This is a genomic window from Salinarimonas soli, from assembly GCF_008386575.1.
Classification (GTDB): Bacteria; Pseudomonadota; Alphaproteobacteria; order Rhizobiales; family Beijerinckiaceae; genus Salinarimonas_A; species Salinarimonas_A soli.
On record NZ_VUOA01000003.1, the window covers coordinates 1 to 24,975 of the forward strand.

Genomic DNA, 24,975 nt, shown 5'->3' on the forward strand with positions numbered 1-24,975 from the left:
TCTTGCGCTGGATCCCCGATCAGCGATCCGCTTCGGCTAAAGCCTCCGCTCCTCTTGGCCGGGAAAGTGCGGTTGAGGTTCTGGCGACCTCTGGACCAATTCCAACGCCACTTTCCCGGACAAGCCTCGCGAAGCGAGGTGCAGATCCGGGACCCAGCGCAAGAATTAGCCGCGGCAGCGGCGCCGTCGTCCCGCGCCTGCGGGCTCCATCGGGCGCAAACGAAAAAGGCGGGCCCCCTGGACCCGCCCCTCGTCGATGTCGCGGCTTGCGCCCGATCAGGCGCCCGTGGGAGGGGCCGCCGGCATGGCGCGCAGCCCGGCGGCGACCTCGCGGTTGATGTTCACGAGGGCGTCGAGCTTCTCGGGCGAGGGCTGCATCATCACCTCGACGGTCCGCTTGAAGATGAAGATGCCGAGATTGCCGATGTTCTGCTTGATCTCGCGGGGCAGGGGGTTCGTCTCGGCCGTGGCGGCGGTGGCGAGCACCGTCCAGAGCTTGCGATTATAGGTGAGCGCCTCGTCGAGCTCGCCCTGCCGCTCGTCCCAGGCGTCGCGGACGCGCTGGAGGCGCGTGGCGGCCTTGAGGAGGACGTGGGCCTCGAGCTCGCGCGGGCCCAGCGTCTGCTGAGCGACCTTACCGTAGGCCTGGGCTGCCTGTTGCATGGGCCAGCAACTCCGCTTCGTACGCCACCAGGCGACGGGTTTCCTTGAGAGCCTTGTAGAGCTCCCCGCTTAAGATCTGGTTGTTGATCGCGTCGACGATGGGAAGCGCGCTGGGAGCGGCGCCAAGAAAATCGTGGACGAGCTGGAAGTAGACCTTGTGCTGCTCGCCGATATCCTCGGCCAGGTACATGAGCTGCACGGCAAGATAGATTCGCTTGGCCGGCGTGTCGGCCGTTTCGGCGGTGAGGATGTCCTTCTCCCGCAGGATCGGCACGCGGCCCTCCACGAAGAGCTTCGCCCGGGTGTCGCCGTTGCGAACCACGACCTGCCCGAGGATGATGCGCTCGTGCGGCTTGAGCTCGACCTTGAGGGCCATTGCGATCCCCGCGGGCTCAGCCGAACAGCCGCAGGATGCCCTGCTCGGACTGGGTGGCGAGGGAAAGGGCCTGCTGCGACAACTGCTGGCGGGTCTGGAGGGCCAGAAGGTTAGCGGCCTCCTCGTTCTGGTCGGCCAGGGTCAGGCCGTCGGCGCCGCCCTTGAGGGTGTTGATCATCTCCTTGGTGAAGTCCTCGCGGACCTTCACCACGGTGAGGTTCGAGCCGAACACCGCCGCCTGGTCGCGCAGCTTCGTGATGGCTGCCTTCACGAGGTCGGCGGAAGCCTTGATGGCCGTGTCGGCAGCCGGGGTGATCGCGCCCCAGGCCGTCGCCTGCGTGACGCCGATCACGCCCGCGGCGTCGGTCGCGACATAGGCCGAGGTGCCGTTGAAGCTGCGCCAATCGACGCCGGTCACGGCTTGCTTGTTGATGCCCTTCTCGTCGAACTCGGTGGTGAGGACATCGCCGCCGAGCAGGTTCACGCCATTGATGCCCGAGTCCGCAGCAACTGCGGCCATCTGCTTGCGCAACTCCTCGAACTGCGTCTGGAAGTCGGTGCGGGCGGTGGCGGTCGTCGCGTCGAGGGCCGATTTGGCGATCGCGGCCATGTTCTCGGCCAGCTTGGTCATCGCCTTGATGCCCTTGTCGGCCGCCTCGAAGGTCTTGATCGCTAGGCCCATGCTGTCCTGAAGCCGGGCCAGGTCGCTGGCACGGTTGTTGAGCGCGGAGGCCTGGAAGAAGTTGCGCGGATCGTCCAGTGCGGAGGAGACCTTGAGCCCGGTCGCCAGGCGGTTCTGCACGGTCGCCTGCGTTCCCGCGATGTTTTGCAGGGTCAGGACGGTGTTACGCACCGGGGATGAGAGAGTGATGTTCGACATGCGCGATCCTCGGCACAGGAACTCTTTCGAAAGACGGTAAACGGTTAGTCTTAATCCTCCGTAAACGGCATGAAAAAAGGCGACGGCTCGCGCCGTCGCCTCGATGACCGCTCGGGCCCGCGCGTCTCAGAAGAGACGCAGGATGCCCTGCTGCGACTGGTTGGCCAGCGACAGCGCCTGGACGCCGAGCTGCTGGCGGGTCTGGAGCGCGAGGAGGTTCGCCGCCTCCTCGTTCTGGTCGGCCAGGGTCAGGCCGTCGGCAGCACCCTTCAGGGTGTTGATCATCTCCTTGGTGAAGTCCTCGCGGACCTTCACCACGGTGAGGTTCGAGCCGAATACGGCCGCCTGGTCGCGCAGGGTCGTGATCGCCTTCTTGACGAGATCGGCGGACGCCTTGATGGCGGTGTCGCCGGTCGCGTCGACCGTGGTCCAAGTCGTCGCCTGGGTCACGCCGACGACGCCCGCGGTATCGGTTGCGACATAGGCCGTGGTCGCGTTGAAGCTGCGGTAGTCCTTGCCCGCGACCGTCTGCTTGTTCGTGCCCTTCTCGTCGAACTCGGTGGTCAGCGTGTCACCGCCAAGAAGGTTGATGCCGTTGATGCCGGAGTCCGCTGCAACCGCGGCCATCTGCTTGCGCAGCTCCTCGAACTGCGTCTGGAAGTCGGTGCGGGCCGTGACCGTCGTCGAGTCCAGGGCCGACTTCGCGACGGCAGCCATGTTCTCGGCCAGCTTGGTCATCGCCTTGATGCCCTTGTCGGCCGCCTCGAAGGTCTTGATCGCCAGGCCCATGCTGTCCTGAAGCCGGGCCAGGTCGCTGGCGCGGTTGTTCATGGACGAAGCCTGGAAGAAGCTCCGCGGGTTGTCGAGCGCCGAGGAGACCTTGAGGCCGGTGGCCAGGCGATTCTGGGTGAGCGTGATGCCGTCCTGGGTGTTCTGCAGCGAGAGCAGGTTGCTGCGCATCGCCGTCGAGAGAGAGATAGCGGAAGCCATGATCGTGTCCTTTCTGGATGGTGCGCGTCGGTGACGCATCGAGCGGTTCTGCTCGACTGCGGACGATCATCGGCCCGCAGGAATGAAGGAAAGCTTGCCCCGATCGTGGGATCTGCCCCCTGTCGGGGCCTGCGGCGCGTGGACTTCGGCGTTGGTTGATGGTTCGTAAACGGGCAGGTGGGCTTGTGTGCACGCACCGGCAGCCCGCGGGCGCGGCCCTCTGCGTCGGGCCCGGAACGTGAGGCTGCCCTCTCCCTCATGCTGAGGAGCCTGCGTCAGCAGGCGTCTCGAAGCACGCACCATGCTTCCGCAGCCGGAGGGAGATCCCTGGAGCGCCCTTCGAGGCCCCGCTTCGCGGGGCGCCTCAGGACGAGGTCGGACGGTCGGCCCTCCACATGGGGTAGCCTCCAAGATCCGCGCAACGTCCCGGATCGCGGGATCCGCCGTCAGCTCACGCGACCGTGCCGGCGGTGGCCTTGGGCTCGGCCGCGTCGCGGAGATAGGCGCGCAGCTTCAGGATCTGCTCGGTGGGGTACTGGGCCACGACCTCGCCCGTGCGGGCGTCGCTCACGCGGTAGACGAGGCCCTTGGTGCGCTCGTCGAGCTCGGTGCGGCGCTCGACGGCGCGGGTGAGGACCTGGTCGAGGATCGCGCGCTCGCGCAGGCCGTCGCTCGGGTCGAACCGCACGGCCTCGATCGGAGCGGCCTGCTGGACGGTGTCGGCCGGGCGCAGGTCGGTCCTCACCGCCCGGAAGGAGGCGGTGGGATCGGGTCTCGGTGCCGCCGTGATCGGCCCGGCGGCCGGCTTCGTGCTGTTGCCGCTGTCCATGGCAGTGGCCCTCGCTCAAGCGCAGTCCCGTGACTGCACCGCGAGCTTTACCATCCGTCACTGAATCAGAGGTTTCTACGGATGGTTAATTCGCGCCACGCGGGACTGAATCGAAACGGGTCACAATTGGCGTGACAGGACGAGGGGCGCGCCGGGCTTCGGGCGACCCGCGCCATAGGCTCCCGCCGGGCCGTAGCCCTGGGGGGCGCTCGACCGGTTCATCTCGTCGCTGATGCCCTTGACGATGCTCTCCGACACGGCGCGCGCCGTGGCGAGCACCACCTGGTTGACCTCGACGACCCGGCCGAAGCCCGTATGGGCGGCCTTGAGCCGCTCCAGGCTCTGCGGCGCGAAGCGGGCCAGCGCCACGGCGTTCGCCTTCACGGCCTCCAGGCCGCGCAGATAGGCGCCCGTGAGCTCCCCCTTACGCTCCCCGTGCGCGAGCGCGTCGTTGATGCGGCCCGCGCGCAGATGGGCGGTCTCGATCTCGAGAAGCTTCTCGAGCCCGGCGAGCCCGTCGAGGACGGAGCCGACGAGGCGCTCGGCCTCCTCGCGGGTGGTCACCCGCGGCGCCGGCTGCGGGGGTTCATGAGCGGCCCACATCTGCGTGTCCCTCCTGCAGCTTGAGAATCTCCGAATAAACCGAGTCCGATAGGCCGACGCCGCCGGACTTGCCGATTGCGCCCGCATATTCCTTGACGAGCATCGACCGGTAGACGCCGCCGCCCGTCCCATTTTCACCCAAGGGACCCTCGGCACCGGCGGTCTCCACCATCCGGTCGAGCATCTGCTCCAGGAACATGGTCTCGAAATCGTCGGCGGTCTTCTGGGCCTTGGCGTCCCGCGGGCCCTTGGGACCGGCGGACGGCGAGGCGTCGCCGAGCGCCGCGCGGGCGAGCCCGAGCGCGCCCTTGAAGGCGAGGTTGGCGGCAAGCGGGGCTACCATGGGGCGGACTCCGTCGCTGGAGGGAAGGGGAGGCGGGGCATCGTCACGATGTCGGCCATCGCGTGGAGGAAGCTGTTGGTGGCCATCACATCACCTCGATGTCGGCCTGGAGGGCGCCCGACGCCTTGATGGCCTGGAGGATGGAGATGAGGTCGCGCGGGCCGACGCCCAGCGCGTTGAGGCCGTCGACGAGCTCGCGCAGGCTCACGCCGTCGCGCACCACGGCGAGCTTCTTGCCCTCGTCCGTGTCGACCTTCACCCCCGTGCGGGGCACCACCACCGTCTGGCCGCCTTGGGCGAGCGGCTGGGCCTGGGAGACCTGCGGCTGCTCGGCGATGGTGACGGTGAGGTTGCCCTGAGCCACGGCCACCGTGGAGACCCGCACGTCCTTGCCCATGACGATGATGCCGGAGCGCTCGTCGATGACGATCTTCGCGGTCTGGTCGGGCTCCACGCGCAATTGCTCGATCTCGGTGAGCAGGCGGATGAGGTTGCCCTGGTAGCGGGGCGGGATCTGGAGCGCGACCGTGGAAGGGTCGGTGGGCTCGGCGGTGTCGGCGCCCATGAAGTCGTTGATGGCGGCCGCGATGCGCTTCGAGGTGGTCAGGTCGGGATTGCGGAGCGCCAGGCGCACGCCCTTCTGGACGTTGAGCTTGAACTCGATCTCGCGCTCGATGAGGCCGCCGTTGGAGATGCGGCCCACGGTGGGGACGCCCCGGGTGATCTTCGCGGCTTCCCCCTCCGCCGCGAAGCCCGCGATCGCCACGGAGCCTTGCGCCACGGCATAGACCTCGCCGTCGGCGCCGAGCAGCGGCGTCACGAGCAGCGTGCCGCCCTGGAGCGACTTGGAATCGCCCAGCGCCGACACGGTCACGTCGAGGCGCGTGCCCTGCGTCGAGAAGGCGGGGAGGTTCGCCGTGACCATGACGGCCGCGACGTTCGCGGTGCGCAGGTTGGTGCCCCGCGTGTTGACCCCGAGCCGCTCCAGCATCGCCTGGAGGCTCTGGCGGGTGAAGGGGGCGTTGTTGAGCGTGTCGCCCGTGCCGTTGAGGCCCACCACGAGGCCGTAGCCCACGAGCTGGTTCTGGCGCACGCCCTCGACCTGGGCGAGGTCCTTGATGCGGGAGAGCGCGAAAGCCGGCTCCCCGGCCACCAGCAGGCCGAGAGCCGCGGCGGCGATCCGGCGGAGGGCTCTGGGGGGAAGAAAGCGCATGGGGCGGGTCCGCGTGCAGGGTTCGCCTCTCCCAAGCGAAGGGCGTGCCATCGCGGCGAACGGGGACAAGTCACTGTCGCTTATGAGTTTTGGCCGGCGCCTCCGTCGAGTGCCCGGCTCCGCCGACCGGGTCGGTCCTGCCGGGGCGGCAGGTTTTGCCGGGTGTTTCATGCTTCGTTAACCGCGCCGACGGACAGTGACGGCTCAGGAGCAGCCTCAACCACCATGCGGGTCGATCCCAAGTTCTTCGCGCCTCCCCTGACCGCCGCCGCGCCCCAGCGGCGCGCGGCGGGCGCCGAGCGTTTCAGCCCCACCTCGGGCGCCAGTGCCGCCAAGACCTCCGGCCCCGCCGCGAGCGCGCCGCTCGCCACCATGGACGCGATCCTCGCCCTTCAGGGGGAGGGGGATCCGGGCGAGCGCCGCCGCCGCTCCCTCAAGCGCGGACACGACCTTCTCGACGCGCTGGACCGCCTCAAGGCGGGGCTTCTCGCCGGCCGCATCGGGGTCGGCGACCTCAAGGCCCTCGTCGCCCGCCTGGCCGAGCGCGGCGAGACCACCGGGGATCCCGGCCTCGACGATCTCCTGGCCCATATCGAGCTCAGGGCGCAGGTCGAGATCGCCAAGCTCGCGGCCCGCTAGCCCCATCCGCCCCTGAGTCAAAGCGCCGCGGCGAAGGGCGCCCAGCGCCGCGAACCCGTTGGCCGCCCGTCGGAAGGCGCCATTGCCCTTCGTCCCCGTGATTCCCACATCACGTGGACCGCGGACCCGTTGCGATTGACAGCGGAGTCCCGGAGGACGAAACCTGACGGCATGACCCAGAGCAACCGCATCCTCGACGACTTCTCGCGCCTCGTGACCGACATGGCGGGCGCCGCGCAGGGCCTGCGCCGCGAGGCCGAGACGGTGGCGCGGGGGCAGATGGAGCGCTTCCTGCGCGAGATGGACCTCGTGACCCGCGAGGAGTTCGAGGCGCAGCGCGACCTCGCCGTCGCGGCGCGGGAGGAGGCCGACCGCCTCGCCGGGCGCCTGGCCGACCTTGAGAGCCGCATCGCTGCCCTCGAAGCAAAGGCTTAGATCGTATTTCTCACGTGAGGCTTGTGGACAGAGGATCTCGCCGGATTGTACGGCGCCCCCGAATCCACGACTCTCTTGTCAACTTCGAAAGACGGGAGTCGGGCGGACTATAGTCGAAGCGCTGATGATTCGTGTCGAGACGGCGGTGCAGGCCCGCTCCAAGAATGGAAGTCTCGGACGAATATTGTGAGGCCGGCCGAAGGGCGGGCTTTCACGGCGCCGAACAGTTCTCGCGTCCGCTTTCCTTCCCCCTTCGCTCGACGAGCCCGGACCGACATGACCCAGCTTCACATCGACACCGACCGCAGCGAGCATCCCCTCGACGTGGTCGAGCGCCTGGCCTCGCACAAGCACTGGAGCTTCGACCGCTTCGACATCGACGAGATGTCCGTGGCGGTGGCGGGACGCTGGACCGATTACCAGGTCGCGTTCACCTGGATCGAGGACGTTGAGGCGCTGCACATCGCCTGCGCCTTCGATCTCAAGGTGCCGGACCGGCGCCGCAACGACATCCTCCAGCTCGTCTCCCTCGTGAACGAGCAGCTCTGGGTCGGCCATTTCGACCTCTGGAACGCCGAGAACGTGGTGATGTACCGCCACGCCCTCATCCTGGCGGGGGGCGCCGAGCCCACGCACGGCCAATGCGAAATGCTCATGAAGGCCGCCATCGACGCCTGCGAGCGCTATTACCAGGCGTTCCAGTTCGTGATCTGGGCCGGCAAGAGCCCCCGGGAGGCCCTCGACGCCGTCCTGTTCGAGACCGAAGGCGAGGCTTGATCGCCGCTGCCGCCGCGCTCTAGACAGGGTGCGGCGCTCAAGCTCCCGGGCGCCTCCAACCGTGAGGCCCTCATGAACGCCGCCCTGCCGCCGTCCCTCGCCCTCGTCGGCGCCGGCAAGATGGGCGGCGCCATGCTGGAGGGCTGGCTTTCCATCGGCCTGCCGCCGCACGCGGTCAGCGTCTTCGACGCCCACCCCTCCGACGCCATCCAGGCGCTCTGCGCCGCCCGCGGCCTCGCGTTGAACCCCCAACAGATCGCCCCGCCCGCCGTCCTCGTGCTCGCGACGAAGCCGCAGACGCTGGAGGCCGTGGCGCCCCTCGTCGAGGGGATCGTCTCGCCCGACACGGTTCTCGTCTCGATCCTCGCGGGCAAGACCATCGCCGACCTCCTGCGCCGCGTCCCGACGGTGCGCGCCGTGGTTCGGGCCATGCCGAACCTGCCCGCCAGCATCGGGGCCGGGGCCACGGGCGCCTTCGCCAACGAGGCGGTGACGGAGGAGGGCAGGGCGCGAGCCCATGCGCTGCTTGCCGCCAACGGCATCGTCGAGTGGCTGCCCTCGGAGGACCTCATCGACGCGGTGACGGCTCTGTCGGGCTCCGGGCCGTCCTATGTCTTCCATCTCGTCGAGTGCCTGGCCGAGGCCGGCGCGCAGGCAGGCCTTCCCCCCGATCTCGCCCTGCGGCTCGCCCGCGCCACCGTGACCGGGGCGGGCCGGCTCCTGGAGGCGAGCGATCTTGGCGCCGACGTGCTGCGCCAGAACGTGACCTCGCCCGGGGGCACCACGGCCGCGGCCCTGGAGGTCTTGATGGGGGAGGGCGGGATGGCGCCGCTCATGACCGAGGCCGTCGCTGCGGCGAAGCGGCGCGCCGAGGCGCTTTCCGGCTAGGGCTCCGTTCCAACCGGGCCCCCTCGGCCCTACCTGAGGGGCAGGGTAGAGGGAGAAGCGTTCATGGCCGAAGAGACGAAGCGTGCGACCCGCGACGACGTCGTCGAGACCCTGATGCGGCTGGCGGCCGACCGGCCGTGGGACGACATCGAGATCACCGACATCGCGGAGGCCGCCGGCATCTCGCTCGCCGAGTTCCGCGAGTGGTTCCCTTCCAAGGGCGCCGTGCTCGGCGCCTTCTCCCGCAAGATCGACTTGGAAGTTTTGCGCCAGGGCGGCGATGACCTCGCGGGCGAGCCGGCGCGCGAGCGCCTGTTCGACGTGTTCATGCGCCGCATCGATGCCCTCACCCCCTACAAGCGGGCCCTGCGCCGGATCATGGCGGGGGTGCGCGGCGAGCCGCTGACGCTCGCGGCCCTCAACGGCGTTGCCCTCAACTCCATGCGTTTCATGCTGGCGGCGGCCAACATCTCGACGGAGGGGCCGCTCGGCACCCTGAAGCTCCAGGGTGCGGTGATCGTGTTCTCCAACACGATGGAGACCTGGTTCGAGGACGACAGCGAGGATCTCGCCCGCACCATGGCCCGCCTCGACCGCGAGCTGCGCCGGGGCGAGCGGGTGCTGGAACGCGCCGAGGACGTCCGCCGCTTCACGGCCCCCTTGCGCGCCGTGGGCCAGGCTTTCTTCGACGGTCGCAACCGCATGCGCCGCCGCGCCCGCACCCGACCCGCGCCGCACGACATGGCCGACGAGGCGCCGCAGGGCTACGATCCGTCGATCTGAGGGGGCGCTCCGGCTCACGGGCGTGGTGCGGGCTGCGAGGCTCCGTTACGGTCCGCACCTCGGGATCAGGGGGCTGCCGGCATCCCACTCGTCACCCTCGTCCTGAGGTGCCCGCCGCAGGCGGGCCTCGAAGGGCGCTCCAGGGATTTCTCACCGGCTGTGGCAAGCGTCCTGCGTGCTTCGAGACGACCCGCCATGCAGGCCTCCTCAGCATGAGGGAGGAGGTGCCCTGGACCAGCGTGGTACCCCCTCACCCCCGGCCCCTCTCCCCATGGGAGAGGGGAGCGCGCCCGGCTTGATCCTGAGGAGCCCCGAAAGGCGCACCAGGAATCTCCTCACCGAAGTGGTGTGCGGCCTGCGTGCTTCGAGACGCCCGCTGGCGCTGGCTCCTCAGCATGAGGGCGAAGGGGAGCTCGTCTCCGCCCCCACCCCGCGTTCCGGCCCCTTCAGGCCCCGGCGCGCTCGCGCCAGGAGAGCGGGCCCGAGCGCTCGTAGAGCCAGCGGTACTGGCTCGTCATCTGCGTCGTGCGGGTATAGCGGAAGCCGATCAGCCCGATGACGAGGAGCACGATCGCGTCGACCACGTAATAGTGCAGCGACAGCAGCGTGCCGTGGAACAGCGCGAAGTGGATGAAGCGCACCGCACCGGCCAGGATCAGGAGATAGAGCACGGCCGCCCACAGGGCCCGCCAGGTGAGCGCGCAGGCCCGCCCCGTCATCCAGGCAGCCCAGCCGCCCATGATCACGGTGACCAGCGCGAACAGGAAGAACGAGGGCTCTTCGTAGAGGATGCCTTGCATCAGTGCCTCCCGCCTTCGAGGTAAGCCGCCTGGACCTGCGGGTTCTCCAGGAGCTCGCGCCCGGTGCCCGTCATGGTGATGGTGCCCGTGACCATCACGTAGCCGCGATGCGCCAGCTTCAGGGCGTGGTAGGCGTTCTGCTCCACGAGGAAGACGGTCATCCCGTCGCGCTCGTTGAGCTCCTTCACCACCGAGAAGATCTGCTTCACGATGAGCGGCGCGAGGCCGAGCGAGGGCTCGTCGAGCATGAGGAGCCGCGGGCGGCTCATGAGCGCGCGGGCGATGGCGAGCATCTGCTGCTCGCCGCCCGACATCGTGCCCCCGCGCTGGTACAGGCGCTCGCGCAGGCGCGGGAACAGGTCGCAGACCCGGTCGAGGTCCTCCTTGAAATGCGTGCCCCCGTTCACGGAGGCGCCCATCTGCAGGTTCTCGTAGACGGTCATGCGCGGGAAGATGCGCCGCCCCTCCGGCGACTGGGCGATCGACATCCGGGCGATGTGGTGGGTGGGCACCCGGGTGATGTCCTGGCCCGCATAGGTGATGCGGCCCTCGCGCGCCCTGGGGCTGCCGAAGATCGTCATCATCAGGGTCGACTTGCCGGCGCCGTTGGCGCCGATGAGCGTGACGATCTCGCCCTCGTGCACGTCGAGGTCGACGCCCTTGAGGGCGATGATGTTGCCATAATAGGTCTTCACGCCGCGCACGCTCAGGAGCGGCGCGCGCTTGCCGTCCTGGATCGCGCGGGTCTCGTCGACCAGAACGTTGATGCCGCCGACGCTCATACGCCCACCTCCGCCTCGACCTTCTCCACCTCGTCGTCCTCGACGCCGAGATAGGCCGCGATCACCTTCGGGTCGTCGCGGATCTCGCCAGGCGTGCCGTCGGCGATCTTGGTGCCGTAGTCGAGCACGACCACGTGGTCCGAGATCTCCATGACGACGCTCATGTCGTGCTCGATGAGGAGCAGCGAGGTGCCCTGGTCCCGGCGGATGTCGAGGAGCAGCCGGTTGAGCTCGTTCGATTCGCGCGGGTTAAGGCCCGCCGCCGGCTCGTCGAGGCAGAGCAGGATCGGGTCCGTGCACATGGCGCGCGCGATCTCGAGGCGGCGCTGGTCGCCGTAGGGGAGATCGCCCGCCGGATCGTCGGCCCGGTCGGTGAGGCCGATCTTGTCGAGCCAGTACTTCGCCTTCTCGATCGCCCTGGCCTCGTCGGCCCGGTAGGGGCCGATGCCCAGCAGCCCCAGCACGCTGAACCCTGAGGCGATCATGAGCTTGTTGTGCTGCGCGACGAGCAGGTTCTCCAGCACGGTCATGCCGGTGAACAGGCGGATGTTCTGGAAGGTGCGGGCGACGCGGGCCTTCCAGTTCACGGAATGGCCCGGCAGGCGCTCCAGGAGGTAGGTGGCGCCCTCCTCCTGGCGCAGGGTCATCATGCCCTCCGTGGGCTTGTAGAAGCCCGTGATGCAGTTGAACACCGTGGTCTTGCCGGCGCCGTTGGGGCCGATCAGGGCCGTGATGTCCCCGCGCCCCGCCCGGAACGACAGGTCGTTCACGGCGACGAGGCCGCCGAAGCGCATGGTGAGGTGGTCCACCGCGAGAACCGCATCGCGCTCCCAGAGCGCGGTGCCGGCGGCCGCGGGGGCGGTGGTGACGGACGCGCTCATCAGCCGTGCCCTTCCTTGACGTGGGAGCCGGAGATCGCGCGCCGCTCCTTGAGGATGGCCGTGGGCTCGCGTTCCGAGATGAGGCCGCGGGGGCGCCAGATCATCATGGCCACCATGCCCAGCCCGAAGATGAGGAAGCGGAACTCGTTCGGGTCGAAGCTCTCGCCGAACACGGCCTTCAGGAAGCCGAGATTGCGCAGGAGCTCGGGGCCCGCCACCATGACGATCGCCGCGATCGCCACGCCGAGCTGCGAGCCCATGCCGCCCAGCACCACGATGGCGAGGATCACCGCCGATTCGAGGAAGGTGAAGCTCTCCGGGCTGATGAAGCCCTGGCGCACCGCGAAGAACGAGCCCGCGAAGCCGCCGAACATCGCGCCCGTGGCGAAGGCCGTGAGCTTGGTGTTCGTCGTGTTGATGCCGAGCGACCGGCAGGCGATCTCGTCCTCGCGAAGCGCCTCCCACGCCCGGCCGACGGGCAGCTTGCGCAGGCGCAGCGTCACGAAGGCGGTGAGGAACGCGAGACCTAAGATGAGGTAGTAGAGGAAGATCACCCGGTGCATGGGGCTGAAGGTGAGCCCGAACAGCGAGGCGAAGCCGCCCTCGTCCGCCGAGAACGGCACCCCGAAGAAGGTGACGCGCGGGATCGACGAGATGCCCGCGCCGCCGCCGGAGAAGTCCACCCAGTTGATGAGCACGAGGCGGATGATCTCGCCGAAGGCGAGCGTCACGATGGCGAGGTAGTCGCCCCGCAGGCGCAGGACGGGGAAGCCGAGCAGCATGCCCCAGAACGCCGCCAGGATGCCGGCGAGCGGCAGGCAGATCCAGAAGGACAGGCCGAACGTGGTGGAGAGGAGCGCGTAGGAATAGGCGCCGACCGCGTAGAAGGCGACGTAGCCCAGATCGAGAAGGCCCGCGAGGCCCACCACGATGTTGAGGCCCCAGCCGAGCATCACGTAGGTGAGCACCAGGATCCCGAGGTCCACCCAGTAGCGGGACTCGCTCAAGCCGCCCTGGATGAGGAACACGATGAGGGGAAAGCTCATCGCCACGCCCATGAAGGCGTAGAGCCCCATCTTGGCCCAGGGCACCGCGTTGGGCGTGGTGCGAACCTCCGCCTTCTGCTCGACGAGCGGACGCCCGGCGCGGCGGGCGAGCAGCACGTGGTGCAGGAGGCGCGCGGCGAAGACGGCGGCCACGAAGGACGCCACCATGCCGATGCGGGGCCTGAGCAGCAGGTCGACGCCCGCGCCCTGATCGGTGCGCAAGAGGACGATGGGGATGCACAGGCCGAGCGTGACGAGGGCCGCGAGGCTCGCATCCTTGAGGGCGGCGCCCCAGTCGTAGCGCGCGGTGGCGGGAGCCGCCGTGCCGGCCGTCATGGCGTGGGGTGCGTTCATCGGATCAGACCTTCTCGACCTCGGGCCGGCCGAGCAGGCCCGACGGCATGAAGATGAGGACGATGGCGAGGATCGAGAAGGCGGCCACGTCCTTGTACTCGATGGAGAAATAGGCCGACCAGAAGGTCTCGATGAGGCCGATGATGAGCCCGCCCAGCACCGCGCCGGGCAGGGATCCGATGCCCCCCAGCACCGCCGCCGTGAAGGCCTTCACGCCCGGCACGAAGCCGTCGGCGAAGGAGACCACGCCGTAATAGAGGAGGTACATGGTGCCCGCGACCGCGGCGAGCGCCGCGCCGATGACGAAGGTGAGGGAGATCGTGCGGTCGACGTCGATGCCGAGCAGCGCCGCCATCTTGCGGTCCTGCTCGCAGGCGCGCTGGGCGCGGCCGAGCGAGGTGCGCTGCACGAGGTACCAGAAGATCCCGAGCAGCACGGCGGTCGTCGCCATGATGATGATCTGCTTGTAGGACAGGGCCACGGCGTAGCCGTTGGCGCCCTCCCACAGGACGATCACCTCCCGCACCATGGGGGGGGTGGGCTTGTTGCGGGCGCCCTGCGTCACCTGGACGAAGTTGGCGAGGAAGATCGAGACGCCGATGGCCGAGATGAGGGGGGCGAGGCGGAACGAGCCGCGCAAGGGACGGTAGGCGATCCGCTCCGTGGCCCAGCCCCACAGGGAGGTGAGGGCCATAGCGCAGATGAGCACCACGAGGAGCGCCAGCGCGATGGAGGTGACGCCGAGCCAGGTGGTGAGCACCAGGAACACGATCAGCGCGATGAAGGCGGAGAGCATGAAGACGTCGCCATGGGCGAAGTTCACCATGCCGATGATGCCGAACACCATCGTGTAGCCGATCGCGATCAGGCCGTAGATCGACCCGAGCGTCAGCCCGTTGATGAGCTGCTGCACGAACACTTCCATGGGCGGCGCCGTCCTCTCGTCCCGTGGACCGCCCGCGGCGGTTCCGCGGCGATCTTGCACGCAATGTACGCCCGCTGCCAGAGCGGTCGAGGCGGGTCTCTAGCAACCCGCGTGCCGATCCACAATGCTTTGCCGTGTCCCTGCGGCATGGAGGCCGCGCGGGCGGCGCGCGCCGGGGCTCTTTTCAAGCGCGGCGGGCAACACATATCCAGGGCGTACCGTGCGGGCGCTCGCGCCGCCGCCTCACCCGGACGCGGAGCACCCCGGAAAGGTCTCGTTTGAACCGTTTCACCGCCGAAGCCGACCCCGCGCCCGTCGAGCCCGCGCTGTTTCGCGACGGCATGAGCCGCGTGCCGGGCGCCGTGCATCTCGTGTCCACCGACGGACCCGCCGGGAGCGGCGGCTTTACCGCCACTGCCGTGACCTCGGTCGCCGACACACCGCCGACCCTGCTCGTCTGCGCCAACGGCGCCAACCGCTCCTGCGGCCGGCTGATCGAGAACGGTGTCTTCGGCGTGAGCACCCTGTCGCATGCCGACGAGGAGCTCGCGGCGGCCTTCGCCGGGCGGACGGGGATCTATGGCGAGGACCGCTTCCGCCTCGGGCGCTGGACGCGCCTCGTCACGGGCTCGCCCGTGCTGGAGACGGCGATCGCGGGCTTCGACTGCCGCGTGATCGAGGCCCGGCCCCTGGCCACCCATCTCGTGATCTTCGGCGAGGTGGTCGGGGTCCATCTCGGGCCGGCGCAGCCCGCGCTCGTATATCGCGGCCGGCGATTTCACGGATTGTAGAACCCTGCCCTCAGCGGGCCGTCCAGTCCTGGACCGGGGGAACCCGCGAGACGGCGCCGCCGGAGCCGTAGGCGCTCATGAGGGCCGCCTGGTCGACGATCCAGCGCATGTGGTCGGTCACGGGGGTGATCGCCGTGTAGCCGCCGCAGGCGGTGGGGCGGCGCTCCTCGAAGGCGCCGCTCGACCAGCTCACCACGCCGAGGAGCCGGTAGGACCCGCCCTCGCGCCGCAGGATCGGGCCGCCGGAGTCGCCGCGGCAGGCGCCCGCGCCCGTGCGGGCCGCGAAACGCTCGGGGTCCACCCCGACGAGGACGCGGTTCGCCACCTGGAGGGGCCCGAGCGCCACGAGGTTCGTCTGGCGCAGCGTCCGGGCGGTGCCGCTGCGGCCCTCCGCCGTGATGCCGTAGCCCGCGAGCACGAGGGGCTCGCCCATGCCCACCGACACGGCGGCGCGGGGATCGAGGGGGGTGAAGTCCGCTCCCAGCGCCCTGTCGAGCCGCATGAGGGCGAGGTCGACGCCGGGCTGGCCGCGCGGGGTCGTGCCGGGCACGAAGGCGGGGTGGATCGCCACCTGCGAGGCGCCCGAGCTGCGCGCGCGGAAGGAGCGGTCGAGCGTCACGACCCGGTAACGCGAGCGCTGGAGCACGCAATGAGCCGCGGTCAGCACGATGTCGGGCGCGATGAGGGCGCCCGAGCAGAGCTCGCCGTCGGAGTTCTCCACGCGCACCACGATGGTGCGCAGCCCGTCGGGATCGCGCGAGGGCTCGCCGCGCACCACGGCGCCGGCCGGAAGGGTGAGCACCGCGAGAGCGATGGCGGCAAGGGTGAGGCGCATGGCGGGCAGTGTGACCGGAGCGGTGGGGCGGCGCAAGCGCTAGCCAACGCCCGGGCTCGGCCCGGGTTCCTGCCCGCCGGGGCGCGGAGGCGATTGAGCCCGGCCCCGCGCTCTGCCATGAAGGCGGGGGCGCCCCGAGCGCCGTCCGGAGAGAACGCCCATGGGCCTTCGCATCGCCGTCGGCGGCTTCCTGCACGAGACCAACACCTTCGTGGCGCGCCCGACCGCCTGGCGGGACTTCGTGGAGGCGGGCCCCTGGCCGACGGTCACCCGCGGCGAGGCGATCCCCGACACCTTCCGGGGCCTCAATCTCGGGATCTCGCACGTGATCGCGGCGGCGCAAGCCGCGGGGCACGAGGTGGTGCCGCTCGCCTGGGGCTGCGCCATGCCCGGCGGGCGCGTCGAGGACGAGGCGTTCGACCGGATGAGCGCCTGGCTCGCCGAGGATCTGGCCCGGGCCCGGGCGGACGTCGTCTACCTGGAGCTCCACGGCGCCATGGTGACGCAGAGCCACGACGACGGCGAGGGCGAGCTCCTGCGGCGGATGCGGGCGGTGGTGGGGGAAGGCGTGCCGATCCTCGTCTCCCTCGATCTCCACGGCAACATCTCGCCCGCCATGGTGGGCCTCGCCGACTTCGCCTCGTCTTACCGCACCTATCCCCACATCGACTGGGGCGCCGCGGGCGGGCGGTGCATGGCCTGGCTCGACCGGGTGCTGGCCTGGGGCGGCCGTCCGGCCCGCGCCACCCGCCAGGCACCCTATCTCGTCCCCGTCACCACGGGCTGCACCCTCACGGAGCCCTCAGGGGGGCTCTACCGGGCGCTCGAGGCCATTGAGGCCGAGACGGGGGTGCATCTGTCCCTGAACATGGGCTTCCCGCCCGCCGACATCCCCGACGTCGGCCCGACCGTCCTCGCCTACGGGGCCGACCAGGCCTCCGTCGATGCCGCCGCCGACCGGCTCTTCGGGCTCCTGCTCGCGGCCGAGGGCGATTTCGCGGCCCACCGGCCCCTGCCGGCGGAGGAGGCGGTGGCGGAGGCGATGCGCATCGCGGCCTCGGGCGCCCGCCGCCCAGTGGTGCTCGCCGACACCCAGGACAATCCCGGCGCAGGCGCGCCCTCCAGCACCACGGGCCTCATCCGCGAGCTCCTGCGCCAGGGCGCCGAGCGCGCGGTTTTGGGCATCGTCCACGATCCTCTCGCCGCGCGCCTTGCCCACGAGGCGGGCCCGGGCGGCACGGTGGACCGGCTCGGCGGGGGCGGGGAGGGGCCCGGGCAGGAGCCCGTCGCGGGACCCTGGACGGTCGCGGCGCTCTCGAAGGGCCGCTTTCGCGGCACCTCGCCCATGCTGCGCGCCGCCGAGACCGAGATGGGGCCGACGGCGCTCCTGCGGCGGGACGGGGTCGAGGTGCTCGTCGCCACCATCCGCCAGCAGCCGATCCACCGGGAGGTCTTCACGCATCTGGGGGTGGATCTCGGCTCCCGCGCCATCGTGGCCCTCAAGAGCTCGGCGCATTTCCGCTCCGGCTATCAGGAGATCGCCGAGCGGGTGATCGTGACGCTGAGCCCCGGGGTGAACCCGGAGGATCCCGCAAGCTTCCCCTTCACGAAGGCCCGGCCGGGCCTTCGCCTGCGACCGGGGGGCTGACCGCCATGCGCCGCCTGATGCTGCTCCGTCACGCGAAATCCGATTGGCCCGCCGGCATGCCCGATCTCGACCGGCCCCTCGCCCAGCGTGGTATGGAGGCCGCGCCCCGGATGGGCTGCTACATGGCCGAGGAGGGCCTCCTGCCGGATCTCGCCCTCGTCTCCCCGGCCCGGCGCACCGACCAGACCTGGGACCTCGTGGCGCCCGCGCTGGGAATGGTCGAGGTGCGGGTGGAGAACCGCATCTACGAGGCGTCGCCCGAGCGCCTCCTGGAGGTGATCCGGGAGGTGGGCGACGGGGTGCGGGGCCTTCTTCTCGTCGGCCACAATCCCGGCACGCAGGATCTCGCCGCCCACCTCGTGGGGCACGGCGACCGCTACGCCTTCGCCCGCATGAGCCAGAAATATCCCACGGCCGGCCTCGCCGTGATCGACTTCCCCGCCGAGACCTGGGCCGAGGTCGACTTCCGGGGCGGACGCCTCGACCGCTTCGTGACCCCCAAGGTCATCGGGGCGGGCGAGGACGAGCTCTGAGGCGGGGCGTGTCGAGGCCGTCTTAAAGCCTGCAGGCGGGAGGGCGGAACCCGCGCCGCCCGCCCGGGCGTTCCCCCTTCATGCGCCTCCATCCCCGCCATTCCTGGACCGTGACCCCCGAGGAGGCCGTGGCGATCCAGAAGCGGCTGCGGGCCGAGATCGTCTCGCAGCCCCTCGATCTCGACGCGGTGCGCCTGGTGGCGGGCGTGGACGTGAGCGTGAAGGAGAACGAGTCGCAGGCCGCCGTGGTGGTTGCGACCTATCCGGGCTTCGAGCCCGTCGAGACGGTGCTGGCGCGGGCGCCGACCCCGTTTCCTTACGTGCCGGGCCTGCTGAGCTTCCGTGAGGGGCCCGTCCTGGAGGAGGCCTTCGCGAGGCTTCAATCCGAGCCCGACGTCTTCCTCGTCGACGGCATGGGGACGGCCCATCCCCGGCGCATGGGAATCGCCTGCCATATGGGCCTGTGGCTGGAGCGGCCCACCATCGGGTGCGGCAAGACGCTCCTCGTGGGGCGCTTCTCGGATCTGCCCGAGGAGCGGGGCGCACACGTGCCGCTCGTCCACCGGGGCGAGACCATCGGCGCGGCCGTGCGCACCCGGGCGCGCACCAACCCGATGTTCATCTCGCCCGGCCACCTCGCCGACATCCCCAGCGCCGTCGAGATGGTGATGCGCTGCAGCCCCAAATGGCGCCTGCCCGAGCCGATCCGCCTCGCCCACAAGGCGGCGGGCGCCTTCGTGCCCGGCGGCCAGGCCTCTTCCCCCGCGCCGTCCTCCTGATACAAAGGCCGCAACAACCCCGGGAGGAACCATGTCGCTTGCAGGCAAGACGCTCTTCATCACCGGCGCCTCGCGCGGGATCGGCCTCGCCATCGGGCTTCGGGCCGCGCGGGAGGGCGCGAACGTCGTCATCGCGGCGAAGACCGCCGAGCCGCATCCGAAGCTGCCCGGCACGATCTATTCCGCGGCCGAGGAGATCGAGGCCGCCGGCGGGAAGGCGCTGCCGCTCCTCGTGGACGTGCGCGACGAGGAGGCCGTGAAGGGCGCGATCGCCAAGGCGGTGGACACCTTCGGCGGCCTCGACATCGTCGTGAACAACGCCAGCGCGATCAACCTCGCGCCCACCTCCATCATGGACATGAAGCGCTTCGATCTGATGCACCAGATCAACACGCGCGGCACCTTCATGGTGTCGAAATACGCCATCCCCCACCTGGAGAAGGCGCAAAACCCCCATATCCTGATGATGTCGCCGCCCCTCGACATGAAGGAGAAGTGGTTCGCGCCGCACCTGGCCTATTCCCTCGCCAAGTACGGCATGTCCTTGTGCGTGCTGGGGCTCGCGGGCGAGCTGCGGCCCAAGGGCATCGCGGTGAACGCCCTGTGGCCCCGCACCACCATCGCGACGAGCGCGGTGAAGAACCTGCTCGGCGGCGACCAGATCGTCCAGGCGAGCCGGATCCCTGAGATCCTCGCCGACGCCGCCGCCATGATCTTCGCCAAGCCCGCCCGGGAGTTCACGGGCCAGTTCATCATCGACGACACGTTCATGGCGGGCGAGGGCGTGACGGATTTCGCGCGCTACCGCGTCGACCCGAACGGCCCCCTGATGCCCGATTTCTTCGTGCCCGAGGACTCGCAGGCGCCGGCAGGGGCGGTCTGACCCCGTGATCCTCGTCCTGACCTCCATCGGTCCCGCCGGGATGGAGCGCCGCGCGCTCCCGGCGTCCGAGCCCATTCCCGCCGACGTGCTCTGGCTCGACCTCATCGAGCCGAGCCGGGAGGAGGACCGCAAGGTCGAGACCTTCCTCGGCATCTCGATTCCGACCCGGGAGGAGATGCTCGACATCGAGCCCTCCGAGATTATGTATGCCGAGGACGGGGCGCGCTACATGACGGCTCGCCTGGTCTGCCGGGCCGACACGGACGACCCCGTGCTCACGGGGGTCACCTTCATCCTGAAGGACAGCCATCTCGTCACGGTGCGCTACGACGAGCCCAAAGCCTTCGGCATGTTCGCGCAGCGGGCGAGCCGGCCCGGCGGATGCGGCGTCACGGCGGAAGCCATCCTGGCGGGTCTCGTCGACACGGTGATCGACCGGGCGGCAGACGTCCTCCAGATCACGGCCGAGCGCATCGACCGGCTCTCCAGCGAGATCTTCAACCAGGCGAAGCCCGGCCGCAAGAAGACGGAGTTCCGCGACACGCTGCGCGCGCTCGGGCGCTTCGGCGACCTGATCTCGAAGCAGCGCGAGAGCCTCGTCTCCATCGAGCGCGTGCTGCTCTTCCTCACCGCGAGCTACCGCGCCGCGCGGGTGCCCGCGGATTTGCGCGAGAACGTGCGCACCACCCTGCGCGACCTCCAGTCCCTGGAGGAGCACGCCACGTTCCAGTCGAGCAAGATCCAGTTCCTGCTGGAGGCGACGCTGGGCCTCGTGAACCTCGAGCAGAACAACATCATCAAGCTGTTCTCGGTGGTGTCGGTGGTGTTCATGCCGCCCACCCTCATCGCCTCGATCTACGGCATGAACTTCAAGCACATGCCCGAGCTCGACTGGACCTTCGGCTACCCGATGGCGCTCGTCCTGATGGTCGTGGCGATGATCACGCCCTACCTGTTCTTCCGCTGGAAGGGGTGGCTTTGAGCGCGGGCCTAGGCTTGGCCGCTCAGCCCGCCCCGCGCCGGAGTAGGTCGAGCGTCCGCTCGTCCCGCTTCCCCGAATAGAAGCGCTCGATCGCCCGGCCGAACACGTCCTCGCTCCCCCCGGCCGCCGCCTCGAACAGCGTCATGGAGGAGCGGAACTTGAGATCGTCGGGGGAGCCGAGGATGTCGTGCGCGGAGCGGCCCTCCACGGCGAGCATGGTCCTCGTGCAGGCGACGAGCCGCGGCCCGAGCACGGGATGGGCGAGGTAGGCCCGCGCTTCCGCGATCGACGCGACGCCGTAGCGCTCGGCCATGGGCGAGTGCCCGAGGCCCCGCAGCTGCGGGAAGACGAACCACATCCAGTGACCGCGCTTGCGACCGGCCGTCAGCTCGGCGAGCGCGCCCGCATAGGCCGGCGCCTGGGCGGTCACGAAGCGGTCGAGGTCGAAGGCGTCCGTGTCGGTCATGGCGTCGGTCCCGGTCCAGGCGAAAGTAACCCGCCGGGGTCGCACCCGGATCCGTCAGTCGCCGCTACCCGCGCGCTCGATCAGGCGGTCGATCACCGTCTGGGCCTCCTCGATCTCGCCCTCGTGGGCGAGATCCGCGCCGCCCGAGGCGAGGAAGGCGCCCGCCCGGCCGACGAGGCGGCGGAGCGCCGGCGCCGTGACTACGGCGACGATCGCGGCGTCCTCCGCCTCGCAAGGAGGCTGGAGCGCCAGCACGGCGGTGCGCACCAGGCGGTTCATGGCCCCCGTGAGCTCCTCGAAGCCGGCGCGGGCGGCGGGGTCGAGCGCGTCGTAGGCGGCGATGGCCGCTCCCGCCCGGCGCAGGCGCGAGGCCTCGAAATGCGCCCGGTAGCCCACCGGCCGCCAGGCCGCGAGATCGGCCGCGATGCCGGGATCGGCCGCCGCGAGCTCGATCAGCATCAGGGCTTCGCTGAAATGGTTGAGGTAGTCGTTCGACAGCCCGGCCGGCATCGCCTCGTCGTCGCGCGGCGGGGGCGCGGCGGAGGGCGGCTCGGCGGGACACGTCGCGGGCGGGTGCATCGCACCATGTGAGACCGGATCCGCCAATAAACCGTTGACGATCCGCCCTGCGGAACGCGTGCCCTTGCGCCAGGGCGGGGCAGTCGGTTTCCCTGCGGAGCGGAGGACGGACCATGTGCGGACGTTTCGCGATCACCCTCGCGCCCGAGACCTTCCGGGAAGCCTACGGCTATGACGAGCGGCCGAACTTCCCCCCGCGCTACAACGTGGCGCCCACCCAGCCCATCGCCCTGGTGCACGGGGCGGGCGGGGCGCGGCACTTCCGGCTCGCGCGCTGGGGCTTCCTGCCGGGCTGGGTGAAGGACCCGAAGTCCTTCCCCCTCGTCATCAACGCCCGCGGCGAGACGCTGCTCGAGAAGCCCACCTTCCGCGCAGCCCTCAAGCGCCGCCGCTGCATCGTGCTCGCCGACGGGTTCTACGAGTGGCGCCGGGAGGGCAAGGCCAAGGCGCCATTCCTCATCCGCCGCACGAGCCGGGGACCTCTGCATCTCGCCGGCCTGTGGGAGACCTACAGCGATCCGCAGGGCGGCGAGATCGACACCGCCGCCATCGTGACCACCGACGCCAACGGCCTCATGAGCGCGGTCCACGACCGCATGCCCGCGATCCTCGACGCCGCCGGGATCGCGCCCTGGCTCGACGTGGACGGGGTGGACGACCGTCAGGCCATGGCGCTGGTGCATCCCTGCCCCGACGGCTGGCTCGACCTCACCCCCGTGAGCCCGCGGGTCAATGACGTGCGCAACGACGATCCCGGCGTCCAGGAGCCCCTGGCCCAGCCCGCCCCGCGCCCCGTCCCCGAACCCAGCCGCACCCGCCCGGGCGCGCCCCGCTCCAGCGACGAGGACGAGCAGGGGGCACTCTTCTAGCGCTCACCCCCTCCCCACGAAGGGCATCTTCGTCGCCATCACGGTCATGAACAGGATGTTGGCCTCCAGCGGCAGGCCCGCCATGTGGAGGATCGCGTCGCCGACGTGGCGGGCGTCCATGCGGGGCTCAGGGCGCATCGAGCCGTCGGCCTGGGGGACGCCCTCCGTCATGCGCTGGGTCATCTCGGTCGCGGCGTTGCCGATGTCGATCTGGCCGCAGGCGATGTCGTATTTGCGCCCGTCGAGCGCCGTGGCGCGGGTCAGCCCCGAGATGGCGTGCTTCGTCGCCGTGTAGGGGGCGGAGTTCGGGCGCGGGGCGTAGGCCGAGACGGAGCCGTTGTTGATGATCCGCCCGCCCCGGGGCTCCTGGCGCTTCATCAGGCGGAAGGCGGCCTGCGTGCACAGGAAGGGTCCCGTGAGGTTCACGTCGACCACGGCTTGCCACTGCTCGACCGTGAGGTCCTCCAGCGGGATCGCGGGCGCCCCCATGCCGGCATTGTTGAACAGCACGTCGAGCCGGCCGAAGCGCCGCTCGATCGCTTGGAACAATGCGTCGACCGAGGCCGGATCGGCGACGTCGGTGGGTACCACGAGCGCCCGCTCGCCGGCGCCCGCCTCCCCGGCCGTGGCCTCCAGCGGCTCGCGCCGGCGGCCCGCGAGCGCCACGCTCCAGCCCGCCCCGAACAGGGCGAGCGCCGCCGCCTTGCCAACCCCCGTTCCCGCCCCCGTCACCAGCGCGATGCCTGCCATGCCGTCCTCCTATGAGCCGCGTCGTTCGCGACACCGTGGCCCGCCAGAGCGCGGCCGCGCAAGGGGCTCGGACGCCCGCACCGCCCGGGAACCACGCCACAGGCCCGTCGTTGGCTCCACCGTCGACAAGCCCCGGACGCGGAGGATGCCATGAGAGTCGCCGATCTGATGACGCGGGACGTGCGGGTGATCCAGCCCGAGCGCTCCATCCGGGACGCCGCGCGCCTCATGGACGACCTCAATGTCGGCGTGCTTCCCGTCTGCGACGGGCGCCGCCTCGTCGGCATGGTGACCGACCGCGACATCACCGTGCGGGCGACCGCGGCGGGCCTGGCCCCGGACGACACCCAGGTGCGCGAGGTGATGAGCCACGACGTGCGCTGGTGCTTCGCCGACGCCTCGGCGGAGGACGTGGCCCGCACCATGAGCGAGATGCAGATCCGCCGCCTGCCCGTGGTGGACCGGGAGCGACGCCTTGTCGGGATCGTAGCGCTCGGCGACTTGGCTGCCGACCACGCGCCCGGCGCCGACGAGGCCCTGCGGCGGATCTCGACGCCCGCCGCCCCCGACCGCTCGGGCACGCTCTCCCGCGCCCGCGCCGACCAGACGCGCGCCCGGCGGCCCTCGCCCCTCACCGAGGACGAGCGGCGCGAGCTGGAGCGGCGCATGCGCCGGCCCGAGCGGACCCGCGGCCTTGAGGAGCGTCCCGCCCCGCGTGGGGACGGCCGGCGGCGCGACCGCGACGCGGACGACGCGGCGCGCTTCAAGGACGATTTCGGCTTCGTCGGGCAGGGCTACGAGGAGTTCGGCTTCAGCCGCGACCAGGGCGACGACGACGGTGACGACGGCAACTTCGGCAACGACGTCGCCTACGACGAGGGCTCCCTGCAGGGCGATGTGGGCGGCATCGGCGCGGGCGGAGGGGCGCGCATGCGCGGCGGCTTCGGCGGCGAGGGCTATTCGGGCTACGGCGGCAACGGTGGGGGAGGGGGCATCATCGGCGGTGATTTCGGCTCCTATCCCGACGGTTCGCCCCGCGAGCGAGGCCTCGGGGGCGCCGATTACGACCGGGGCATCCAGAGCGACCGGCGCGGCCTCCAGGCGGAGCGCCGGGGCGAGCGGGCGCTGTTTCGCGGCGGCGGCGGGCGCATCCCCGAGCTCGGCGACGAGAACCCGGGCCATCGCGGGCGGGGGCCCAAGGGCTACCAGCGCTCGGACGCGCGCCTTCGCGAGGACGTCAGCGACGTGCTGGCGGACGATCCCCATCTCGACGCCTCGACCATCGAGGTGAGCGTGGAGAACGGCGAGGTCAGGCTTTCAGGGCGCGTCGCCTCGCGGGGCGACAAGCGCCACGCCGAGGATCTGGCCGAGAGCGTGCGCGGCGTGCGCCACGTGCAGAACGACATCCGGGTGCAATGGATGGCCGGCGGCGCGGGCGCGACCACCTTCGGCAACGCCACCTCCGACCTCTCCGACGACGGCCGCGAGCCCGTCGACGTCGAGGGCGCGCCGCGCCCGGCGGGCACCTCGGCGGCAAGCGGCACCACGGGCACGAGCGGCGCCTCCGGCCGCTCGGGGCGCGGCGGCACCAAGCGCAACGCGGCCCTGCCCACGGGCCGGACGGACGACACGGATTCGACGCGGTAGGGGGCG

At 70.5% G+C, this 24,975-nt stretch carries 30 protein-coding genes; 13 read left to right on the forward strand and 17 right to left on the reverse strand.

Annotation, left to right across the window (positions count from 1 at the left end; translation table 11 throughout):
* Nucleotides 1–276: 276 nt before the first annotated feature.
* The 8 genes from flaF to F0L46_RS00590 all read right to left on the reverse strand — a co-directional run bounded on the left by flaF (nt 277) and on the right by F0L46_RS00590 (nt 5,897).
* A complete protein-coding gene (gene flaF / locus F0L46_RS00555) occupies nt 277–663 on the reverse strand; it encodes a flagellar biosynthesis regulator FlaF (protein ID WP_149815081.1) in 387 nt (128 codons plus the stop codon).
* Nucleotides 635–1,039 carry a flagellar biosynthesis repressor FlbT gene (gene flbT / locus F0L46_RS00560; protein ID WP_149815082.1) on the reverse strand — a complete coding sequence of 135 codons (405 nt, stop codon included), beginning with the start codon at nt 1,037–1,039 and terminating at the stop codon, nt 635–637. The genes flaF and flbT overlap by 29 nt, the downstream gene beginning before the upstream one ends.
* Nucleotides 1,040–1,055: 16 nt before the next feature.
* On the reverse strand, nt 1,056–1,919 hold the full coding sequence (locus F0L46_RS00565; protein WP_149815083.1) for a flagellin N-terminal helical domain-containing protein: 864 nt from the start codon (nt 1,917–1,919) through the stop codon (nt 1,056–1,058).
* A gap of 126 nt (nt 1,920–2,045) precedes the next feature.
* Nucleotides 2,046–2,909 carry a flagellin N-terminal helical domain-containing protein gene (locus F0L46_RS00570; protein WP_188311802.1) on the reverse strand — a complete coding sequence of 288 codons (864 nt, stop codon included), beginning with the start codon at nt 2,907–2,909 and terminating at the stop codon, nt 2,046–2,048.
* 451 nt (nt 2,910–3,360) lie between these two features.
* Nucleotides 3,361–3,738, reverse strand: a complete 378-nt coding sequence (locus tag F0L46_RS00575; RefSeq protein WP_149815085.1) for a flagellar protein FlaG — start codon at nt 3,736–3,738, stop codon at nt 3,361–3,363.
* 120 nt (nt 3,739–3,858) lie between these two features.
* Entirely contained in the window at nt 3,859–4,341 is a 483-nt protein-coding gene (locus F0L46_RS00580) for a hypothetical protein (protein WP_149815086.1), read from the reverse strand.
* Nucleotides 4,325–4,684 carry a rod-binding protein gene (locus tag F0L46_RS00585; protein ID WP_149815087.1) on the reverse strand — a complete coding sequence of 120 codons (360 nt, stop codon included), beginning with the start codon at nt 4,682–4,684 and terminating at the stop codon, nt 4,325–4,327. Before F0L46_RS00585 ends, F0L46_RS00580 begins: the two co-directional genes overlap by 17 nt.
* 85 nt (nt 4,685–4,769) lie before the next feature.
* A complete protein-coding gene (locus tag F0L46_RS00590) occupies nt 4,770–5,897 on the reverse strand; it encodes a flagellar basal body P-ring protein FlgI (RefSeq protein WP_149815088.1) in 1,128 nt (375 codons plus the stop codon).
* 225 nt (nt 5,898–6,122) lie between these two features.
* On the opposite strand from F0L46_RS00590, the gene F0L46_RS00595 reads away from it, so the two are divergent.
* The 5 genes from F0L46_RS00595 (at nt 6,123) to F0L46_RS00615 (ending at nt 9,419) form a co-directional block, all read left to right on the forward strand.
* Nucleotides 6,123–6,536 (forward strand): flagellar assembly protein FliX, encoded by a 414-nt coding sequence (locus F0L46_RS00595; protein WP_149815089.1) that lies wholly within the window; start codon nt 6,123–6,125, stop codon nt 6,534–6,536.
* A gap of 171 nt (nt 6,537–6,707) precedes the next feature.
* Nucleotides 6,708–6,971, forward strand: coding sequence for an accessory factor UbiK family protein (locus F0L46_RS00600; RefSeq protein WP_149815090.1), 264 nt, complete (start codon nt 6,708–6,710; stop codon nt 6,969–6,971).
* Nucleotides 6,972–7,247: 276 nt separating this feature from the next.
* The gene (locus tag F0L46_RS00605) at nt 7,248–7,748 is read left to right on the forward strand and encodes a type III secretion system chaperone family protein (protein ID WP_149815091.1); all 501 of its coding nucleotides are present in this window, start codon (nt 7,248–7,250) and stop codon (nt 7,746–7,748) included.
* 72 nt (nt 7,749–7,820) lie between these two features.
* On the forward strand, nt 7,821–8,636 hold the full coding sequence (gene proC / locus F0L46_RS00610; RefSeq protein WP_149815092.1) for a pyrroline-5-carboxylate reductase: 816 nt from the start codon (nt 7,821–7,823) through the stop codon (nt 8,634–8,636).
* A gap of 63 nt (nt 8,637–8,699) precedes the next feature.
* Entirely contained in the window at nt 8,700–9,419 is a 720-nt protein-coding gene (locus F0L46_RS00615; RefSeq protein WP_149815093.1) for a TetR/AcrR family transcriptional regulator, read from the forward strand.
* Nucleotides 9,420–9,865: 446 nt separating this feature from the next.
* Here the strand turns inward: F0L46_RS00615 and F0L46_RS00620 are convergent, their stop codons facing one another.
* Genes F0L46_RS00620 through F0L46_RS00640 form a run of 5 tightly spaced genes read right to left on the reverse strand, consistent with a single transcriptional unit; the run spans nt 9,866 to nt 14,207 of the window.
* Nucleotides 9,866–10,219, reverse strand: coding sequence for a DUF6867 family protein (locus F0L46_RS00620; RefSeq protein WP_149815094.1), 354 nt, complete (start codon nt 10,217–10,219; stop codon nt 9,866–9,868).
* Nucleotides 10,219–11,001 carry an ABC transporter ATP-binding protein gene (locus F0L46_RS00625; protein WP_149815095.1) on the reverse strand — a complete coding sequence of 261 codons (783 nt, stop codon included), beginning with the start codon at nt 10,999–11,001 and terminating at the stop codon, nt 10,219–10,221. Before F0L46_RS00625 ends, F0L46_RS00620 begins: the two co-directional genes overlap by 1 nt.
* Entirely contained in the window at nt 10,998–11,882 is an 885-nt protein-coding gene (locus tag F0L46_RS00630) for an ABC transporter ATP-binding protein (RefSeq protein ID WP_149815096.1), read from the reverse strand. Before F0L46_RS00630 ends, F0L46_RS00625 begins: the two co-directional genes overlap by 4 nt.
* Nucleotides 11,882–13,282 (reverse strand): high-affinity branched-chain amino acid ABC transporter permease LivM, encoded by a 1,401-nt coding sequence (gene livM, locus F0L46_RS00635; protein WP_149815097.1) that lies wholly within the window; start codon nt 13,280–13,282, stop codon nt 11,882–11,884. The genes F0L46_RS00630 and livM overlap by 1 nt, the downstream gene beginning before the upstream one ends.
* Before the next feature lie 4 nt (nt 13,283–13,286).
* A complete protein-coding gene (locus F0L46_RS00640) occupies nt 13,287–14,207 on the reverse strand; it encodes a branched-chain amino acid ABC transporter permease (RefSeq protein WP_149815098.1) in 921 nt (306 codons plus the stop codon).
* A gap of 278 nt (nt 14,208–14,485) precedes the next feature.
* Between F0L46_RS00640 and F0L46_RS00645 the strand changes: the two genes are divergently transcribed.
* Nucleotides 14,486–14,998 (forward strand): flavin reductase, encoded by a 513-nt coding sequence (locus F0L46_RS00645; protein ID WP_240539794.1) that lies wholly within the window; start codon nt 14,486–14,488, stop codon nt 14,996–14,998.
* Nucleotides 14,999–15,008: 10 nt separating this feature from the next.
* Here the strand turns inward: F0L46_RS00645 and F0L46_RS00650 are convergent, their stop codons facing one another.
* The gene (locus F0L46_RS00650; RefSeq protein WP_149815099.1) at nt 15,009–15,833 is read right to left on the reverse strand and encodes a S1 family peptidase; all 825 of its coding nucleotides are present in this window, start codon (nt 15,831–15,833) and stop codon (nt 15,009–15,011) included.
* A 160-nt stretch (nt 15,834–15,993) separates the two neighbouring features.
* Between F0L46_RS00650 and F0L46_RS00655 the strand changes: the two genes are divergently transcribed.
* From F0L46_RS00655 to corA, 5 genes are all read left to right on the forward strand, one after another.
* Complete coding sequence (locus F0L46_RS00655) at nt 15,994–17,481, forward strand: M81 family metallopeptidase (protein ID WP_149815100.1); 1,488 nt, start codon at nt 15,994–15,996, stop codon at nt 17,479–17,481.
* 5 nt (nt 17,482–17,486) lie between these two features.
* Nucleotides 17,487–18,014 (forward strand): SixA phosphatase family protein, encoded by a 528-nt coding sequence (locus F0L46_RS00660; protein WP_149815101.1) that lies wholly within the window; start codon nt 17,487–17,489, stop codon nt 18,012–18,014.
* A gap of 80 nt (nt 18,015–18,094) precedes the next feature.
* Entirely contained in the window at nt 18,095–18,793 is a 699-nt protein-coding gene (gene nfi / locus F0L46_RS00665) for a deoxyribonuclease V (protein WP_149815102.1), read from the forward strand.
* Nucleotides 18,794–18,824: 31 nt separating this feature from the next.
* A complete protein-coding gene (locus tag F0L46_RS00670) occupies nt 18,825–19,676 on the forward strand; it encodes an SDR family oxidoreductase (RefSeq protein ID WP_149815103.1) in 852 nt (283 codons plus the stop codon).
* Nucleotides 19,677–19,716: 40 nt separating this feature from the next.
* Complete coding sequence (corA, locus tag F0L46_RS00675) at nt 19,717–20,658, forward strand: magnesium/cobalt transporter CorA (protein WP_149815186.1); 942 nt, start codon at nt 19,717–19,719, stop codon at nt 20,656–20,658.
* Nucleotides 20,659–20,680: 22 nt separating this feature from the next.
* Here the strand turns inward: corA and F0L46_RS00680 are convergent, their stop codons facing one another.
* The gene (locus tag F0L46_RS00680) at nt 20,681–21,124 is read right to left on the reverse strand and encodes a DUF1810 domain-containing protein (protein ID WP_149815104.1); all 444 of its coding nucleotides are present in this window, start codon (nt 21,122–21,124) and stop codon (nt 20,681–20,683) included.
* A 54-nt stretch (nt 21,125–21,178) separates the two neighbouring features.
* Nucleotides 21,179–21,703: a hypothetical protein gene (locus tag F0L46_RS00685; RefSeq protein ID WP_149815105.1), complete on the reverse strand. Its 525-nt coding sequence runs from the start codon at nt 21,701–21,703 to the stop codon at nt 21,179–21,181.
* 113 nt (nt 21,704–21,816) lie between these two features.
* Here F0L46_RS00685 and F0L46_RS00690 point away from each other — a divergent pair, with 113 nt between their 5' ends.
* A complete protein-coding gene (locus F0L46_RS00690; protein WP_149815106.1) occupies nt 21,817–22,572 on the forward strand; it encodes an SOS response-associated peptidase in 756 nt (251 codons plus the stop codon).
* Nucleotides 22,573–22,575: 3 nt separating this feature from the next.
* Here F0L46_RS00690 and F0L46_RS00695 read toward each other — a convergent pair whose 3' ends face one another.
* On the reverse strand, nt 22,576–23,322 hold the full coding sequence (locus F0L46_RS00695) for an SDR family oxidoreductase (protein ID WP_149815107.1): 747 nt from the start codon (nt 23,320–23,322) through the stop codon (nt 22,576–22,578).
* A gap of 150 nt (nt 23,323–23,472) precedes the next feature.
* On the opposite strand from F0L46_RS00695, the gene F0L46_RS27560 reads away from it, so the two are divergent.
* Nucleotides 23,473–24,969: a CBS domain-containing protein gene (locus F0L46_RS27560; protein ID WP_188311803.1), complete on the forward strand. Its 1,497-nt coding sequence runs from the start codon at nt 23,473–23,475 to the stop codon at nt 24,967–24,969.
* The last annotated feature ends 6 nt before the right edge of the window (nt 24,970–24,975 follow it).

Excerpts from the sequence above, each read along its gene's own strand:
- flaF (WP_149815081.1), bottom strand. The coding sequence starts at position 663 with ATGCAACAGGCAGCCCAGGCCTACGGTAAGGTCGCTCAGCAGACGCTG.
- flbT (WP_149815082.1), bottom strand. The coding sequence starts at position 1,039 with ATGGCCCTCAAGGTCGAGCTCAAGCCGCACGAGCGCATCATCCTCGGG.
- F0L46_RS00565 (WP_149815083.1), bottom strand. The coding sequence starts at position 1,919 with ATGTCGAACATCACTCTCTCATCCCCGGTGCGTAACACCGTCCTGACC.
- F0L46_RS00570 (WP_188311802.1), bottom strand. The coding sequence starts at position 2,909 with ATGGCTTCCGCTATCTCTCTCTCGACGGCGATGCGCAGCAACCTGCTC.
- F0L46_RS00575 (WP_149815085.1), bottom strand. The coding sequence starts at position 3,738 with ATGGACAGCGGCAACAGCACGAAGCCGGCCGCCGGGCCGATCACGGCG.
- F0L46_RS00580 (WP_149815086.1), bottom strand. The coding sequence starts at position 4,341 with ATGTGGGCCGCTCATGAACCCCCGCAGCCGGCGCCGCGGGTGACCACC.
- F0L46_RS00585 (WP_149815087.1), bottom strand. The coding sequence starts at position 4,684 with ATGGTAGCCCCGCTTGCCGCCAACCTCGCCTTCAAGGGCGCGCTCGGG.
- F0L46_RS00590 (WP_149815088.1), bottom strand. The coding sequence starts at position 5,897 with ATGCGCTTTCTTCCCCCCAGAGCCCTCCGCCGGATCGCCGCCGCGGCT.
- F0L46_RS00595 (WP_149815089.1), top strand. The coding sequence starts at position 6,123 with ATGCGGGTCGATCCCAAGTTCTTCGCGCCTCCCCTGACCGCCGCCGCG.
- F0L46_RS00600 (WP_149815090.1), top strand. The coding sequence starts at position 6,708 with ATGACCCAGAGCAACCGCATCCTCGACGACTTCTCGCGCCTCGTGACC.
- F0L46_RS00605 (WP_149815091.1), top strand. The coding sequence starts at position 7,248 with ATGACCCAGCTTCACATCGACACCGACCGCAGCGAGCATCCCCTCGAC.
- proC (WP_149815092.1), top strand. The coding sequence starts at position 7,821 with ATGAACGCCGCCCTGCCGCCGTCCCTCGCCCTCGTCGGCGCCGGCAAG.
- F0L46_RS00615 (WP_149815093.1), top strand. The coding sequence starts at position 8,700 with ATGGCCGAAGAGACGAAGCGTGCGACCCGCGACGACGTCGTCGAGACC.
- F0L46_RS00620 (WP_149815094.1), bottom strand. The coding sequence starts at position 10,219 with ATGCAAGGCATCCTCTACGAAGAGCCCTCGTTCTTCCTGTTCGCGCTG.
- F0L46_RS00625 (WP_149815095.1), bottom strand. The coding sequence starts at position 11,001 with ATGAGCGTCGGCGGCATCAACGTTCTGGTCGACGAGACCCGCGCGATC.
- F0L46_RS00630 (WP_149815096.1), bottom strand. The coding sequence starts at position 11,882 with ATGAGCGCGTCCGTCACCACCGCCCCCGCGGCCGCCGGCACCGCGCTC.
- livM (WP_149815097.1), bottom strand. The coding sequence starts at position 13,282 with ATGAACGCACCCCACGCCATGACGGCCGGCACGGCGGCTCCCGCCACC.
- F0L46_RS00640 (WP_149815098.1), bottom strand. The coding sequence starts at position 14,207 with ATGGAAGTGTTCGTGCAGCAGCTCATCAACGGGCTGACGCTCGGGTCG.
- F0L46_RS00650 (WP_149815099.1), bottom strand. The coding sequence starts at position 15,833 with ATGCGCCTCACCCTTGCCGCCATCGCTCTCGCGGTGCTCACCCTTCCG.
- F0L46_RS00655 (WP_149815100.1), top strand. The coding sequence starts at position 15,994 with ATGGGCCTTCGCATCGCCGTCGGCGGCTTCCTGCACGAGACCAACACC.
- F0L46_RS00660 (WP_149815101.1), top strand. The coding sequence starts at position 17,487 with ATGCGCCGCCTGATGCTGCTCCGTCACGCGAAATCCGATTGGCCCGCC.
- nfi (WP_149815102.1), top strand. The coding sequence starts at position 18,095 with ATGCGCCTCCATCCCCGCCATTCCTGGACCGTGACCCCCGAGGAGGCC.
- F0L46_RS00670 (WP_149815103.1), top strand. The coding sequence starts at position 18,825 with ATGTCGCTTGCAGGCAAGACGCTCTTCATCACCGGCGCCTCGCGCGGG.
- corA (WP_149815186.1), top strand. The coding sequence starts at position 19,717 with ATGGAGCGCCGCGCGCTCCCGGCGTCCGAGCCCATTCCCGCCGACGTG.
- F0L46_RS00680 (WP_149815104.1), bottom strand. The coding sequence starts at position 21,124 with ATGACCGACACGGACGCCTTCGACCTCGACCGCTTCGTGACCGCCCAG.
- F0L46_RS00685 (WP_149815105.1), bottom strand. The coding sequence starts at position 21,703 with ATGCACCCGCCCGCGACGTGTCCCGCCGAGCCGCCCTCCGCCGCGCCC.
- F0L46_RS00690 (WP_149815106.1), top strand. The coding sequence starts at position 21,817 with ATGTGCGGACGTTTCGCGATCACCCTCGCGCCCGAGACCTTCCGGGAA.
- F0L46_RS00695 (WP_149815107.1), bottom strand. The coding sequence starts at position 23,322 with ATGGCAGGCATCGCGCTGGTGACGGGGGCGGGAACGGGGGTTGGCAAG.
- F0L46_RS27560 (WP_188311803.1), top strand. The coding sequence starts at position 23,473 with ATGAGAGTCGCCGATCTGATGACGCGGGACGTGCGGGTGATCCAGCCC.